The organism is Vibrio sp. Vb1166 (assembly GCF_033338695.1).
Lineage (GTDB): Bacteria > Pseudomonadota > Gammaproteobacteria > Enterobacterales > Vibrionaceae > Vibrio > Vibrio alginolyticus.
On sequence record NZ_JAWOTE010000007.1, the window covers coordinates 122,892 to 138,026 of the forward strand.

Below are 15,135 nucleotides of genomic sequence, written 5' to 3' on the forward strand. Positions count from 1 at the left end.
CGGTGGTTTCTATAATCGCCGCCCGCTTCTATTAAAAGGCCAATATCTTCATGGATCAGTTGACTGCCACGCTTAAGAAAATTGAAAAGCAGAACTACCGAGCTTATCAGCAAATCAAAGGTCAATACGACTTCACTGATTTCACTTTGTTTATCGATCATGTACAGGGTGACCCTTATGCATCGTCGTCACGTTTTCGTGCGACTCGCGCATGGTCTTTGACTGGTCTTGAGTGGCTAAGAGACGAGTCTCCTGCATTTCAAAGAGCTGCACGTGATTTTATTGCGCGTAGTTTTGAACAGTTTGCTAAACAAGAAAACTCAGTATCAATTTCACTGACAGGCCAAACTGTACTGGATAGCACCGCGGTGTTGTTTACTGAAGAAGGTATTGAACTGCGTTTTCGAGTTAACTTACCAGCCGAAGGTCGTTCAGTATTGGGGAAAAAAGCCAACAACATACTGACTTTCCACCTGCCTAAGTTTATCCGTCGAGCAACTTTAGAGCGTGAACTCGACAAAGCCGCTTTAATTAAGCACTGCCAAGTTGTTGAAGACCAAGATGCCCTACGAGAACAGTTAGAGGCCAATAACTTAGTCGCGTTTGTCGCAAACGGCAGTATTCTTCCTCGAATTGCAGGTAATTGCGACCTTCCAATGAAAGAAGCCGTTGAGTTTAAAGCCCCTGAATCTCTACAAGTCACTTTACATGCGCCAAACAAGGGCCATGTCACAGGATTAGGAATTCCAAAAGGTATCACACTGATTGTAGGTGGTGGCTTCCACGGTAAATCTACCTTATTAAATGCAATAGAGCGTTCAATTTACGATCATATTCCAGGAGATGGTCGCGAATACATTGTTGCCGATAACAAGGCTATGAAGATTCGTGCCGAAGATGGCCGATGCGTACACCACTTGAACCTGTCGAACTACATCAACCATTTACCAATGGGTAAAGATACGGCGGACTTTTCTACTCAAGACGCATCAGGCTCAACGTCGCAAGCCGCTTGGCTTCAAGAGTCTATTGAAGCGGGTTCAAGCACATTATTGATTGATGAAGATACTTCTGCTACCAACTTCATGATTAGAGATGAGCGTATGCAGGCATTGGTGGCAAAAGGTGATGAGCCAATTACTCCTCTCGTCGACCGCATTGGTCAATTACGAGATGATCTTGATATCTCTACCATTATCGTTATGGGTGGGTCGGGCGACTACTTAGACGTTGCCGATACCGTCATTCAAATGCACGACTACCAAGCCGTTGATGTGACTGAAAAAGCGAAAGAAGTTATCGCTCAGCACCCTACTCAACGCCATAACGAGTCAGAAGAACGTTTACAGACCTTCCCACCTCGAGCACTGAACCGCGTTGCGTTGATGAATATTCTGACTGACGGCAAGTTCCGTGTGAATGCGAAAGGCAAAGAGTCACTTCGATTTGGTAAAGAGTTTACTGATCTTAGCGCTTTGGAACAGATAGAGTCAGCCGATGAAGTCAACACAATTGGCTGGTTATGGTTCCAAATTGCTCAACTTCCAGGTTGGTGTAATCATCCGGCGAAGGAGATTGAAGAAATGCTGTCTGGTGAGTGGCATGCCGCTCTTCCTAAGCAAGGCGACTTAGCCAAACCACGCACACTAGACGTTATGGCTGCCCTCAACCGCATGCGAAAATCTCAGTTTAAGTCATCATGCTAGTTTTGATACGCTGACAGAGACAGTTCAATCAAAAGGCAGCTATAGTTAGCTGCCTTCCTTTATCTTTATTCTTAGCGAATCATTCGTTTCTCAGTACATTCCACGCTTCACAAAGAACTCTAAATCTTTCTGCATCGCCATTTTCTCGATCAGGATGCCAACGAAGCGCGAGTTTTCGCCATTGTTTTCTAATTTCCGCAGGCGTAGCGTCAGTGTTAAGTTCAAATAGTGACAGTGCCTTTGTCTTATCTACGCTGGCTACTGACGAACCACCGATGAACTTTTGATAAGTTGTCCAAAATTCATTCAACAGTCGACGCACTTCATCTTCGTCCGCTTCGTAATTGCGCCAATCTAAGTAATACTCACGCAAAGGATCATGAATATCGATCTTATGCCTCAAAGCTTCCATCGAAGACATGAGCTGAATATCCATGGCTTCGACTTGAAGCCAACTATCCGGATACAGAGTGTCTTGCAGTTGATATAATGCATTCATGATCAGGAAATTTCTTTTGAATAAATCCTTATCGGGAGAGTCGTCCAGCTTTGAAATATAACCTTGTTCACCCAACGAGCTTGCCAAGGTGTGCACTTTCCAATTAGAGGGCTGTTTTCTCAGAATTTCTAGCATTGGCCAAAGCAGCGGATTTTCTATTGCATGAGGCTCAATACTATTGACAGTACGTTGTCCTTCCATTCATCCTCTCTGACACGAGTTTAGGGCCCCATTCACGGCACAAAAAACATAGTTTCCACTTTGTAGCATAAATGCAAAAAGGCCGATAGTCATTCACCATCGGCCTTTGTAAGGAGATCACGTAAAGGTTAAATAACCCCTAGCTCACGTAAACGTTCCATAAGGTAGCTATGTGCAGTGTAGCGCTCAGATAACACCACTTCCGGCTTTGGATGCAGGAACAACGGTAATGAGATACGTGACTTTTCTTGACGGCCACCCGTAGGGTTGATTACACGGTGAGTCGTTGAAGGGAAATAACCGCCTGACGCTTCTTGAAGCATATCACCAATGTTGATGATTAAGTTTCCGAAGTCACATGGTACATCGATCCAATCACCCTCTTTACTCTTTACTTGCAGTCCAGGCTCATTGGCAGCAGGCAAAACCGTTAACAGGTTAATGTCTTCATGCGCAGCAGCACGAATAGCGCCTGGCTCTTCTTCGCCTGTCATCGGTGGGTAGTGAAGCACGCGTAGTAATGTTTTGTCACTGTTATTGATCATTTCTGACAACGCGATAGAGAACTTCTCTTGAACGTCCTTAGGTGCGTACGCTTCAACCCAACCTAATAGCTCTTGAGCAAATGCATTGGCACGCTCGTAGTACTCTAAGATTTCAGCTTTAAGCTGCTCTGGGATCTGACCCCAAGGGTAAACATGAAAGTACTCTTTGATGTCTTTCACTTTGTGCCCTTTCGCCACTTCAGACACAGAAGGTGGGAAGTAGCCATCTTGGGTGTCTACGTTAAAGTGAAAATCATTCTTTTGTTCTGAACAGAAAAACTCATGCCAGTTTTTGTAAATTGACTCTACAAGCTCTTGTGGAATCGGGTGGTTTTTCAACACACCGAACCCCGTTTCGCGTAGAGAGGTAACGAACTGTTGAGCAGCATCGTCAGCAAGATAATCGACAGTTTCCAGTTTCATGGCTTTACTTCTTTTTTATTAGACTGAATCATGGATTCTATGGATGGGCATATTGTAAATCAAACTTTAATGAAAAGTGCACGCGCAAACGTTTTAATGTTGAGCAGTTTGCCAATAAATCAACATTTTCAGTGATCAAAAAACCCATTAAAATATCAATTGCACACCGTTCAATTAAGTGCAATCATTAACACAATCTATGGAGTCCCACTGTAAGATAAATTGAAGGATCAAATAACTCTATGAAAAGCACCTCGACACTCTTAGGATTAACGATTTTTTATGCCATCGTGTTTTTATTTTCTGCGTTGGAACCTAACTCACGCGCAGTTTGGTTTGCGGAGATTATCCCGGCGATTGGTATTCTTGTTGCTATTTGGGCGATTTCGATTCGCTATCAGTTCAGTAATACGGCTTACTTTTTAATGTTCATCTGGCTCTGTTTGCACACTATCGGTGCGAAATATACGTTCTCCGAAGTGCCGTTTGACTGTTTTAACGACATGATTGGTTCAGAGCGAAATAATTTTGATCGCGTTGCGCACTTTTCAATTGGCCTTTACGCATATCCGATCGCTGAATACTTGATAAACAAAAAACGGTTCAACAAAGCGTTCTCTTGCTGGTTTGCTTTGTTTGCTATCATGTCACTTGCTGCTGGCTATGAGATTATCGAATGGTGGTATGCGGAGTTGGCTGGTGGCGATGAGGGAATTGCCTTTCTGGGCTCGCAAGGTGACATATGGGACGCCCAGAAAGATATGTTGTGCGATACCGTTGGTGCAGTGTTGTCGTTATTCTTAATGTCGGCTCAACGTCGATTCTCTCAACCATTCTAAATAAGGGTTAAACCCATCAACAATTGGAACCTGTACGATTTGAGCTACCTCGTATTCGTGCAGGTTTTCTATTTTCTCTTCCACCAATTCATAAAGTTCTCGACGAGTTTTGATCACCAGCAACCATTCGTTGTCAGTACAAATCTCCCCTTTCCACACATAGTGACTTTCAATAGGCATCGTTTGAATACACGCGGCTAATTGGGCATCTAGCAAACCTTTAATGATCTGATCTCGATTTTTTTCGTTGCTGGTTGTGCTTAACACCATGCAGTAGTCATGTTTTATACTCATTTTCTAGCCCTTCATTATTTCATTGTCACTTTGCCGCCAATCATTTTGTAAGCAGGCGTTCCTCTCACTAGGGTATCTCTTGCAAATTCTTGCCCGCAACTGGGACAGATGCATGGGGTTTGTGTGAAATCGTCAACAATGCGCTCTTTGAAGCACTTGACCAGTGCGCCTTTTCCGCCTTTACGGTACTTAAATAGTTGAGTTTTACACTTTGAGCAATAGATATCGACGGTTTTCGTCGGCTGCTTCTTATTCGGTTTCGCCATGGTTACTTTCTATATCCGGTTTGACCCATACATTATTAAAATCAAACCAACCTAAGGCATTACACTTTGCATTTTGTAACGCACCGCTGTGGTCTTTATTCACGCCTAGCCAACAGTGAAACATAGGAATCACCTGACAGCTTTTTACTAACTGTCGTCCTAGCTCACGCGCAGGAAAGTCTGTATGCATCCCAGCACGCCATTGATCGACAAGTTTAGCCCATTCACTAAAATCGTAACCTGAACTGAACTTCTCAATATCACTGTAATCCAGAAGCCAGCCCGCTAACGCGTCATTTCGGTTCGTTGCAATGCCCATAGCTTTCACCCATATATCCACCTCCTCCGGTGCGGGCGGTTGAGCATCATAACGAATAAACTCAACCTCTATACCGTGCGGTTTTAAGAGTGTCTTGATGGCCTTGGCAACTACTGGAAACATCGGATGCTTTTTCTGATACGCTACGGAAATTACCTTATTAACCTGTGGTACGCTGCCCGCTTCTGCTGGCCTAAGATCAATCCAACCGGGCTTAAGGCCAAACGCTTGCAATACTCCCAGTTCCATCACTTTATCTTGTGGAACATGCGCGTAAATCTGGTGACTGTTGAGGGTTTGCGAGAGGAACTCTGCCCAACGTGGATCTTTTGCAATCCCGGTGTTTTTGTTTAGTAATAGGAATGTACAGCCAGGGTCCAGCTCGACTTCATCGGATGAACCTTGTTTATCCATCTTCGGTTTTGACAGGCTTGGATAAACCATTGAGGAATAGGCTTCATCGATTACCCACACCTCCACTTGGTCAAGTAAAGGGCGAAAACCAAAGTAGCCATCAAAAGCAGTCAAAATAAGACGCTTATCATCATTCATTTTAACTTGGAACGGCCCTGTCCCTATCGGTTGTCTATCGAAGCTTTCAGAACGCAAAGCACTCGGTAGCAAAATTTTTGCTTGCGACTCACTCAGAGCCAGAGGAAGGTAGCGATCAGGACGGACGAGCTCAATATCAACGGTCCACTCTTGTGGTGAAGACACCCGCTTTATGTGAGAAAACAAGTTCAAGCTATTTAACGCAAGCACACTTTCAAGAACACAACTGGTTGTTAACGGTTCACCGTTATGAAAGCGTACTCCACGACGAAGATAAAAACGCCAATGTGTATCAGAAATTGCTTCCCACGTGTGGGCTAAATCTGGTTGAAGTTGTTCATTTTCATCAAGGCGAGTGAGTCCGCTAAAAATTTGTCTGGCGATGTGCTGTTCAGAACGCCGCATCGGTTTCTGCGGGTTTAACATCGACAATGGTCGATAATAAGGCAAACGCACGACCTGCTCGCCCTGTCGATGCTGAAGCCCTAAATAACCTTGGATAACCTGCGTCAATCGTGCCGCATCGTTATCAAGCGCATCTAGAGCCTGACCGATTTTCCCTTCATCGAGATAACGCCTGGCGAGGTTTTCGCTGACGTCGCTTCGATTACGTTTAAAAACGAGTTTCGAAAGTTTTCCTCGACCCGCTGCCGGATGCCACTCAATCCAGCCCTCTTCTTCAAGTTTATTTAGAACAATACGAGCATTACGACGTGTACAAAACAACGCTTCGGTGATGTCTTCGAGCTGAACGTCCGTATCGTGACCGGAAAATTTTTCAAACAGTGTTTCGAACTGAACACGTAAACGAGGGCTACTCATAAAGAGGAAATTCTTATCTTGTTGTCGATAAGCTAAGTTTCCTCATTTTTTCCAAAAAGTGCAAACATCACACTATAAATTATTGAATATCGATACCAATTTCTCGCGAAAGTTCAGCCAGTTGTACCTCGTTGTCCAGCTTGATAGACCATTTGCACTCTGCTCCATGAGATAAAACAACGTTCGCTCCTCTACCCAGCAACTGAATTGCATCGGTTTGCGCTTGCAAGGTTACCATTGCACTGCCGGAGAGCTTAATCACTATTTCACGCTGGGTTGCAATGATTTTTCCTAATGAAAACTCAATCACCATCTTAGTTTATACCGACTTTGTTTTGTGTTGTTTCACAGCGATGGTCAAGCGACTGGTACACACTAAACGGCCTCGCTCATCAGTGATATCGATTTGCCACACTTGCGTTGAAATACCCAGATGAAGCGGTTTTGCCGTACCAATCACATGACCACTTCGCATGGCTCGCACATGGTTCGCGTTAATATCTAAACCGACGCAGTAGCTGCCCTCATCGACAGAGAAGTTTGCAGCTAATGAGCCTAATGTTTCTGCGAGCACGACTGATGCACCACCGTGAAGCATTCCTAAAGGTTGATGAGTAAAGCTGCATACGGGCATGGTTGCTGTAAGGGAGTCGTCAGTGAAATCTGTATATTTAATTTGTAGGTGCTCGATCAGGGTATTTTTTGACGTGGCATTCAGAATCTCTATGCTTACGGGCTTTTTCCATATACTCATTGTTTTACTCTTAGTTTCACAAACTGGTTTGTTAGGTTGTAACGATGTGCTAGGAAGCTAGCATAGACGCTACTTGGGCATAACTTCAAGACGTAACATCTCACCTTCTTTATTAAGCAGATGAATAACTTGATCCATGCATCATGTTACTATTTGGGTATATACTATTGCTTCAAAACAAAAAATTAAATGGAGCCTGTTATGAAGGTATGGATGAAAGCCTCTGCTCTTTTAACTATCGCGGGTTTAACAGCGTGTAGCGCATCACCGACGGGTCGCAACCAGATCCTGATGTTTTCAGATCAGGAAATGTCATCGCTTGGAGCTAAATCTTTCGAACAAATGAAGAAAGATATCCCAATCAGCAAAGACCGCAAAACGAATGCCTACGTTCAATGCGTTGCCAAACACATCACTGACACCATTCCCGCTCAATCTGGATTTAAAGACTGGGAAGTCGTTGTTTTTGATAGTGAACAAGTCAATGCGTTTGCTCTACCAGGTGGGAAGATCGGCGTGTATACCGGGCTTTTAGATGTCGCGAAAAACCAAGATCAGTTGGCAACAGTTATTGGTCACGAAGTCGCTCACGTCCTCGCTGACCACAGTAATGAACGTCTTTCACAAAGTCAGTTAGCAAATGCAGGGTTGTCTCTAGCAAACGTTGCCATTGGCGCTTCCGAGTACAAACAGTATCAACAAATGACGATGGCGGCACTTGGTGTCGGTGTTCAATACGGTGTTATCTTGCCATACGGTCGTACTCAGGAATCCGAGGCTGATATTGTCGGGCTGGAATTCATGGCAAAAGCAGGTTTCGACCCACGTCAAAGTGTCGATTTATGGAAAAATATGAGTGCTGCATCAGGTGGTTCTCAACCACCTGAATTCTTCTCAACCCACCCATCGCACAGTACGCGCATTAAAGATTTACAAGCAACCATAAATAAGCTGCCTGCGTATAACGCGAAAGCACCAAGATGTGGCTAATTCATTGCTACTATCGTCTACTACTTAAGCTTGCCAAATAAAAAAGCTCCCTAGGGAGCTTTTAATGATTCTAATCAAGTGCCCAATATCTGTAGCGGCAAACTTAACAAACTATCTCCGAGAGTGGCAAAATACCAGATGATAGAAACAAAACCTCCGACAGAGACCAAGTACCAAGCAAGTGAAAATAGTTGCCCATAACGGGTTAATGGCAATAAATGGCTTTGATGTCGAGCTCTCCATTCCATCACCACTTCCAACATTCCCATTAACAATAAAAACCCTAGCAACGTCAGACCGAAATAGTAACTGATAAAAATGCCTAATAAAGCGGTCGCAATACTGCCAACTAACCCGACCCAAGTATTCATTGAGAAGGTAATACTTTTGAGCACATGGCCACCATCTAATGGTAAAATAGGCAGCAGATTAAATAGGTTTAGCAAGGCGTTAAACACAGCAAGCCCAGCGAAGATCACCTCACCAGTCATCCAATAAAGCAAAGTAAAAACTATACTAAGTACTAAACCGAAAAATGGTCCCATGATTGAGATAACCACATCCTGCCAGCGCGTGTTTATCTTTTCGTCACTTAGCGCCAAACCACCTAGGAATGGAATCAAATAGATCCCTTTGGTCTTCATTCCAAAATACTTCATCGCTCTAATGTGACCATATTCATGAAAAACCAAGCAAGCGATCAACGCTAGCGCGAACTCGATGGAAAATAGCCAAGAATATGCAGCGAGACTTGCAGACGCTAACGCCACTTTAATAACTTTCGCACTTTTAAGTGCTTTCATCCCAAGAGATACGAGGCCTATTACACTTAAACGCTTTTCGGATGGTGGCGTAACTTCTGGCACTTGGCGCTCGATGTCTTTTTCATTTCGACAACCTTCGTTGACGAGCTCACCGTTAATTGTGACCTTGTAACTCAATTCAAACGGTTGCCATGTTAAAGAACACTCTAAATGACAGTTCAGGATTTCCTCACCCGTAGAGAGCTTAAACTGGTGTAGACAAGTCTCTGCGGTATTGTCACTGGCATCGATTTGAGACACCAACGTATTATCCCAATATAACTGCTGCCACCCAGCCATCGATCCTTCGAGCCTTAGCGAACGACCTAAAAATTCAACATTCAGTAATTCCAATGCGGTTCCTATTGCGTCTATTGAATAACTACATAGCGAGCGCGAATTATGCCTGTGAAGTGAAGAAACAGCAAAGCGAGCTATCTCTTGATTTGATCGTTATTTAACTATAAAGCTCGCAAAACAATTCTGGTCGTACCATTCTCTTCAAAAATATAACGATAATACATGCCCTTACAAGCCATCGTTTGACCTATGCATCATATTTAAAACGCAAAATACGCTCAAACTTTGACAAGTTATTAAACATACAATTAACATTACATTTACATCACCGTTGTATTTCGCGTATTAACAATTGGTGTAAGTACCACACAACAATTACAAGGACTTCGGTCCAGCATTATGACACCCTAGGAGGGTCAAGGATGAACAAGAAGCACTGCTCTCTGCTTACAATTTCAATATTGTTTGCGTGTAATGCCCACTCAGCGGGCTTCCAGGTAGCTGAACATTCGGCATCTGGTCTTGGTCGAGCATTTTCAGGTGAAGGGGCTGTCGCAGATAATGCCAGCGTCCTTGCTCGTAACCCTGCAGCAATGACACTTTTCAAAGAAGCTCAATTTTCGGGCGCGTTATCTATCATCGACCCTGAAGTCGATGTGTACGACACTGTAAACAATGAACACGCGAAAGATGTCGCCCCTTTACAGATCGTGCCAGCAGGTTATTACATCAGCCCTATCAATGATAACTGGGCTTGGGGTATCGGTATGTTCACAACATACGGTGTTGCTACTGACTATCCAAATGATATTTCCGCAGGTGATATGGCGGGTGACACTTCCCTACTTTCAGTAAACATCAACCCTAATGTCGCTTACCGTATCAACGAGTCTTTCAGTGTCGGTGGTGGTATCAACCTCGTATACGCTGAAGCAGAGCTGACTCGCCACAAAGGCGCACTCGCCGGTATTTTAGGTGGTAATAAGTCCGATAACCTTGTCGGCATGGAAGGTGAAACTTTCGCTTGGGGTTGGAATGTCGGCGCTTTATTTGAGCTAAATGAAAACAACCGTTTTGGCTTTGGCTACCGCTCTAAGGTTGATCTAGATTTTGATGACGGTGAGTTTAGTAGTTACGACTCTGGTCGAGCTTCATCACCAAAAGTTGATGGCCGTTTAAAAATCTCTCTCCCTTCAATTATCGAATTATCGGCTTTCCATCAACTGAATGAACAATGGGCTGTACATTACGGCTGGCAACAAACCGACTGGAGCACATTTAAAGAACTAAAAGCGACCAGTAACGAATGTAATGACGGAGTATGTTTCTTTAAACCTGAGAAATATGAAGACAACAATCGCTACTCCATTGGTGCAACTTACATACTTAATACAGACTGGACATTCCGTGCAGGCTTTGCGTACGACGAACAAGCAGGTGAAGCGACATTGAGTATCCCTGACAGTGACCGTTTTTGGTACAGCGCGGGCCTAACTTACGCAATGAGTGAGAATTTAACTTTCGATGCAGGCTTTGCACTTGTTAAGAGTAAATCAGGCTCTTTCACTGAGACAAATGCTCTGGGTGAAGAGATTAAGTTTGACTCAGAAGGTACTGCTTACATCAGCGCGGTACAGATGAACTACACCTTCAAATAATGGGATTACGGAGTAAACCAATGAAACACACGTTTAAATTATCAATGCTTTGTTCTGCAATCCTTCTTGCTGGTTGTGGTGATGATACCTCCAGCTCTGGTACTTCCGACAAAGTTCAATTTGAAGATGAAGTCCAAGCATTGCTTGATCGCGAAACATCCATCAGTTTTACGCTTCAAGGAGCGAACGCAGATGTACCGGCACCGTCTTACTTATTAATGGACACAAGCGATGGTACGCTTGGTCTGCCAACTGATGGCGATGATGCTTTAACCAACCCTAGAGCCTCAATGAACACGATGGATGGATGGTCAACGTCTATGCCAATCGTTCTTAACTTCAACGGCGACGGTTTTGCAACGGGCATGCTGTCGTCTGGTGTTAAAGTCATCAAGATTAATCAACGCTTAACCGAGTGGGACCGCAAATCTAACCCAATCGAAGAAGAGCTTGTTCAGAACCAAGACTACGTAGTTCAAGCAAAAGGTAACTCTCTATACATCCAGTTCTTGGCTGCACTTGATGAGTCAAGCGAGTACATTTTTGCGGTCACACAAGATGTTACTGACGTAAATGGTGAGCCAATTGGTACATCTGCAAGCTATGCAACTGGTAAATCGAAAGAGATCGTTTATGAAACTGGCGACCTTGCTTCTGTTCAAGCAGTCACTCAGGCGGTTGAAGGAATTTTTGGTATTGCCAAAGTAAACCCTGCAGACATCGTTTATTCTTCATGGTTCAGCACCCAGTCAGTAGGTGATACGTTAGCGGCAGTCAAAGGAGTAACCGCTACTGGTTTTTCTACTGGCGCAAACACACTAAATACCGTTTACAAAAATGACTCAAACGAAGGTTCAGTTGACTTATCAACGGCCTACACAATAACGCTCGGTGAAACCCAAGACTTTAGCACTGCGCTAGACTCTGACGATGACTTTAGTAAATACATTAGCGATCTAGACGCAGCTAAAACGGCAATTAAAGGCCTTTACATGCAATCAGGTGCTGATGTAAGCGTGACACAAGGTGTGGTAAGACTGCCTCATTACCTGGAAAAAGGCGCAAGCTGGAACATGCAACCAATGGTATCTGCGATGCCAAGCCTAGCGAAGCTAAGCGCAGCATTAGCGGATCCGAACGAGCAAGCAAACATGGTTCAGCAGCTATCAACAGGCGTTTTTGCAAATGATCCTGTTGATGTGACAAAGCTTGCTACAGATCCTACAGAGCAGCTAAAACTTGTTGGAGCTAAGCTTACTCTTACCGATGGTACCCAGCTTGATAGTGAGCGTATTATTACTCGCTACTCGCCTGTTCCCGTAGTGAAATCGGTTGAAGATGTCGAAGTACTGGTCTTCACACCTAAATCTGGCGTCGCGACAGACGTTGTGATTTATCAACACGGCATCACCTCAGCGAAAGAGAATGCGTACGCGTTCGCGTTCAATATGGTAAAAGCAGGTGTGGCAGTTATCGCTATTGACTTACCTATTCATGGTACGCGCAGCTTAGATGAACAACGTTCCGCAAATGCGAATGTACTGGCTTATCTAAATCTTTCCAACTTAGCCGTTGCGCGTGACAACCTACGTCAGAGTGTTCTGGATGTGTTAGGTTTGCGCGCTAGCTTAGTAGTATCTGCTCAAGGCGGTCTTTTAGCTGGAGGTCCTCTGCAAGGCTTCAACCCAATGACGGGTTCAAAAGTCAAAATGCTAGGTCATTCACTTGGCGGTATTGTAGCTACATCTGCCGTCGCAGCAGCAAACAATACACTGGGCAGCCCTTCTGCGGATGCGCTGTACACCTTTAGTTCTGCATCAGTACAGAACTCTGGTGGACAAATTGGTAATTTGTTACTGGGTTCAGACAATTACGGCCCTCAGATCAAACATAACCTCGCTTATGCAGCATCAAAAGACTATGCGAATTACGCTGATGCATCATGTGCGGATCTAGAAGATAAAACATGTTACGAAGCTTTTGAGGCTGCGGCAACGGAAGCTCAAGTAGCAGCGCTAGAAGCAGGTTTTTCACAATTTATCTATGCAGCACAGACTACACTAGACACTGTCGATCCGTTCACAAACGCTTCAGATTTAGTGGCATCTGGTTCGCTAACGACACCATTCTTTATGACAGAAGTGGATGGCGATAGCACAGTACCAAACAGCGTTCCAAATGCACCATTCGCGGGTACTGAACCGCTCGCTAATAAGCTAGGGTTGAAGACTGTGAACAGTACGGACACTACTGTGAATGCAACTGCGAGCTTTGTACAGTTTAATGCTACTGCATCGCACAGTACTTTTGCTTCGCCAAATGGCACTTTGTCTGATATTGATCATCATGTAGAGATGCAGATGGAAAACACTGACTTCTTAATGGATGACGCATTAACAGGTGCCACTAACACTTCTGTTTTGAAGTAATCGCAACATCCTTCCTACCAAAGCCCAGTTTCTACTGGGCTTTTTCATTTCAATTCTATTCAAACCCACTCATATTTCCTCTGCTATAGTTAAATCGATGTCTTTGCCTAACTCACTTGTTTAAAAGGAAAACTCTATGCGCGTATTGACTGTTATTGCCACTGTATTACTTCTTTCTGCATGCGGAAGTAGCCAATATCTGATGTCGACAAATGAAGGGAAAATTATTACCTCTTACGGTAAACCAGACCTGAACGAGGAAACGGGTATGTACGAATATGAAGACATGGATGGTAAAGAAATGAGTATTTCAAAAGAGCAAATTGTCCAGATTGTCGAACGTTAACGACAGGCCCTCTGTAAATTAGAGGGCTATGTTCTAGCCACCCTCTCTCTACATTTACCTCTTTTAGGCTTGTAATCGTTGTAGAAATTGACACAACTAATTCATAAGCCAAAACAATTAATAGTGTCTTTTATACTTCCGTATTATTTATTTAGCGAATATTTTACATCTTCACCTTAATCAGGTTGGAGTATTGTAAAATCTAGTCTTTAATTCGCTAACACCCTTTTATTTCTCAGGATAAAGTGGATAATACCGCCACAAAATAACATTACTAAGGTGAGTCCTTATGTCTATTGAAGCTACTCTGCTTGCGCGCTGCGAGTCAAAATGTGAACTGTGTTCTTCTGAATCTCAACTAACTGCATACGCTGTCCCACCTCACGGTAATGTGACGGTTGATACTGCCATCATGGTTTGTGATAAGTGTCTGGGTGAGATCGATGAGCCAAAAGACATTAACCACTGGCGTTGTCTAAACGAAAGCATGTGGAGCCAGGTTCCTGCTGTACAAGTGACTGCATGGCGCCAACTCACTCGCCTAAACACAGAAAGCTGGGCTCAAGATGCTCTTGACATGATGTACATGGAAGAAGAGCAAATGAACTGGGCAATGAAAGGGATGTCTGCTGACGATAAAACGGTTGACTGTAACGGCACTGAACTTAAGAAAGGTGACGATGTAACAGTAATTAAAGACCTACCAGTAAAAGGCACTAACCAAGTAATCAAACAAGGTACAGTGATTCGTGGTATTAGCCTTGGCGATGATCCAAAGCTAGTTTCGGGTAAGGCAAATGGTGGTCAGTCGATGTACGTGATCGCAGAATACTGCCGCAAGAAGTAATATCTCACTTCAGTCAAGTCAAAACGGGGCACCAATGGTGCTCCGTTTTTCTATACAACACTTAATCTACTATCATGTCTACCTCCTCTAGAGTGTTTCTTTTCTAAGGCGTAGGTTGAGTAGGCATGTTATACAAATAAAAAAATACCGGCTCATAGGCCGGTATTTCTTACACTATTTCAATATTAACGGTACATACCGATGTCTTTTTGAATATGTGCTGACAAGTCTTCTGCGTAGTAACTGCGTGGCGCAGTATTGTCTACAAATAGAATGTCCAGTAAGTGAGCAATCAGTCCTTTGAAGTTAACCGCGTAGGTTTTCTTATCCATAGAGGTTGGTAAAGCTACATTTGTCATTTGCATTGCTTGTGCCATGATTGCCTCTCTTTAAAAGCAGTAGTCTGTTTAGTTGGTTGTATATTAGTCAGTTTCTTATTGTTTAAGAAATGACAAATTTTACCCATTCAAATTAGAATTTCTAATAAAACAAACTCATTACAAAACTCAAAAATACAAATGAATAATAACGGCATAAATAAT

General features: G+C 43.6%; 16 protein-coding genes. 7 read left to right on the forward strand and 9 right to left on the reverse strand.

Features of this window, described 5'->3' with window-relative positions:
• Window positions 1-50 precede the first annotated feature (50 nt).
• Window positions 51-1,706 (forward strand): ABC-ATPase domain-containing protein, encoded by a 1,656-nt coding sequence (locus tag R7E51_RS10025; RefSeq protein WP_206957515.1) that lies wholly within the window; start codon window positions 51-53, stop codon window positions 1,704-1,706.
• 79 nt (window positions 1,707-1,785) lie between these two features.
• Here the strand turns inward: R7E51_RS10025 and R7E51_RS10030 are convergent, their stop codons facing one another.
• Window positions 1,786-2,406, reverse strand: coding sequence for a DNA-J related domain-containing protein (locus R7E51_RS10030; RefSeq protein ID WP_005376328.1), 621 nt, complete (start codon window positions 2,404-2,406; stop codon window positions 1,786-1,788).
• Window positions 2,407-2,534: 128 nt separating this feature from the next.
• Window positions 2,535-3,374 carry an isopenicillin N synthase family dioxygenase gene (locus R7E51_RS10035; protein WP_005386285.1) on the reverse strand — a complete coding sequence of 280 codons (840 nt, stop codon included), beginning with the start codon at window positions 3,372-3,374 and terminating at the stop codon, window positions 2,535-2,537.
• Window positions 3,375-3,616: 242 nt separating this feature from the next.
• Between R7E51_RS10035 and R7E51_RS10040 the strand changes: the two genes are divergently transcribed.
• Window positions 3,617-4,213, forward strand: a complete 597-nt coding sequence (locus R7E51_RS10040; protein ID WP_206957513.1) for a DUF2238 domain-containing protein — start codon at window positions 3,617-3,619, stop codon at window positions 4,211-4,213.
• Here the strand turns inward: R7E51_RS10040 and cutA are convergent.
• From cutA to R7E51_RS10065, 5 genes are all read right to left on the reverse strand, one after another.
• The gene (gene cutA / locus R7E51_RS10045; protein ID WP_031780471.1) at window positions 4,175-4,507 is read right to left on the reverse strand and encodes a divalent-cation tolerance protein CutA; all 333 of its coding nucleotides are present in this window, start codon (window positions 4,505-4,507) and stop codon (window positions 4,175-4,177) included. The two genes, R7E51_RS10040 and cutA, sit on opposite strands and share 39 nt — an antisense overlap.
• A 14-nt stretch (window positions 4,508-4,521) precedes the next feature.
• On the reverse strand, window positions 4,522-4,773 hold the full coding sequence (locus R7E51_RS10050) for a hypothetical protein (protein ID WP_053349877.1): 252 nt from the start codon (window positions 4,771-4,773) through the stop codon (window positions 4,522-4,524).
• Window positions 4,757-6,466: an SgrR family transcriptional regulator gene (locus R7E51_RS10055; RefSeq protein WP_053349876.1), complete on the reverse strand. Its 1,710-nt coding sequence runs from the start codon at window positions 6,464-6,466 to the stop codon at window positions 4,757-4,759. Before R7E51_RS10055 ends, R7E51_RS10050 begins: the two co-directional genes overlap by 17 nt.
• Window positions 6,467-6,545: 79 nt before the next feature.
• Window positions 6,546-6,779: a DUF3389 domain-containing protein gene (locus R7E51_RS10060; protein ID WP_005386281.1), complete on the reverse strand. Its 234-nt coding sequence runs from the start codon at window positions 6,777-6,779 to the stop codon at window positions 6,546-6,548.
• A 6-nt stretch (window positions 6,780-6,785) separates the two neighbouring features.
• A complete protein-coding gene (locus tag R7E51_RS10065; RefSeq protein WP_005376340.1) occupies window positions 6,786-7,220 on the reverse strand; it encodes a hotdog fold thioesterase in 435 nt (144 codons plus the stop codon).
• A gap of 201 nt (window positions 7,221-7,421) precedes the next feature.
• Between R7E51_RS10065 and R7E51_RS10070 the strand changes: the two genes are divergently transcribed.
• Entirely contained in the window at window positions 7,422-8,210 is a 789-nt protein-coding gene (locus R7E51_RS10070) for a M48 family metallopeptidase (RefSeq protein WP_017634168.1), read from the forward strand.
• Between the two features lie 74 nt (window positions 8,211-8,284).
• On the opposite strand, the gene R7E51_RS10075 is transcribed toward R7E51_RS10070, so the two are convergent.
• Window positions 8,285-9,313: a site-2 protease family protein gene (locus R7E51_RS10075; RefSeq protein WP_062730981.1), complete on the reverse strand. Its 1,029-nt coding sequence runs from the start codon at window positions 9,311-9,313 to the stop codon at window positions 8,285-8,287.
• 422 nt (window positions 9,314-9,735) lie between these two features.
• Between R7E51_RS10075 and R7E51_RS10080 the strand changes: the two genes are divergently transcribed.
• From R7E51_RS10080 to R7E51_RS10095, 4 genes are all read left to right on the forward strand, one after another.
• Complete coding sequence (locus tag R7E51_RS10080; protein ID WP_005376347.1) at window positions 9,736-10,971, forward strand: outer membrane protein transport protein; 1,236 nt, start codon at window positions 9,736-9,738, stop codon at window positions 10,969-10,971.
• A 20-nt stretch (window positions 10,972-10,991) separates the two neighbouring features.
• A complete protein-coding gene (locus R7E51_RS10085; protein ID WP_062730982.1) occupies window positions 10,992-13,400 on the forward strand; it encodes a VolA/Pla-1 family phospholipase in 2,409 nt (802 codons plus the stop codon).
• A gap of 136 nt (window positions 13,401-13,536) precedes the next feature.
• Window positions 13,537-13,746, forward strand: coding sequence for a YgdI/YgdR family lipoprotein (locus R7E51_RS10090; protein WP_017634171.1), 210 nt, complete (start codon window positions 13,537-13,539; stop codon window positions 13,744-13,746).
• A 289-nt stretch (window positions 13,747-14,035) separates the two neighbouring features.
• On the forward strand, window positions 14,036-14,593 hold the full coding sequence (locus R7E51_RS10095; protein WP_005376350.1) for a PhnA domain-containing protein: 558 nt from the start codon (window positions 14,036-14,038) through the stop codon (window positions 14,591-14,593).
• A 185-nt stretch (window positions 14,594-14,778) separates the two neighbouring features.
• On the opposite strand, the gene R7E51_RS10100 is transcribed toward R7E51_RS10095, so the two are convergent.
• Entirely contained in the window at window positions 14,779-14,970 is a 192-nt protein-coding gene (locus R7E51_RS10100) for a hypothetical protein (RefSeq protein WP_005376351.1), read from the reverse strand.
• Window positions 14,971-15,135: the final 165 nt, after the last annotated feature.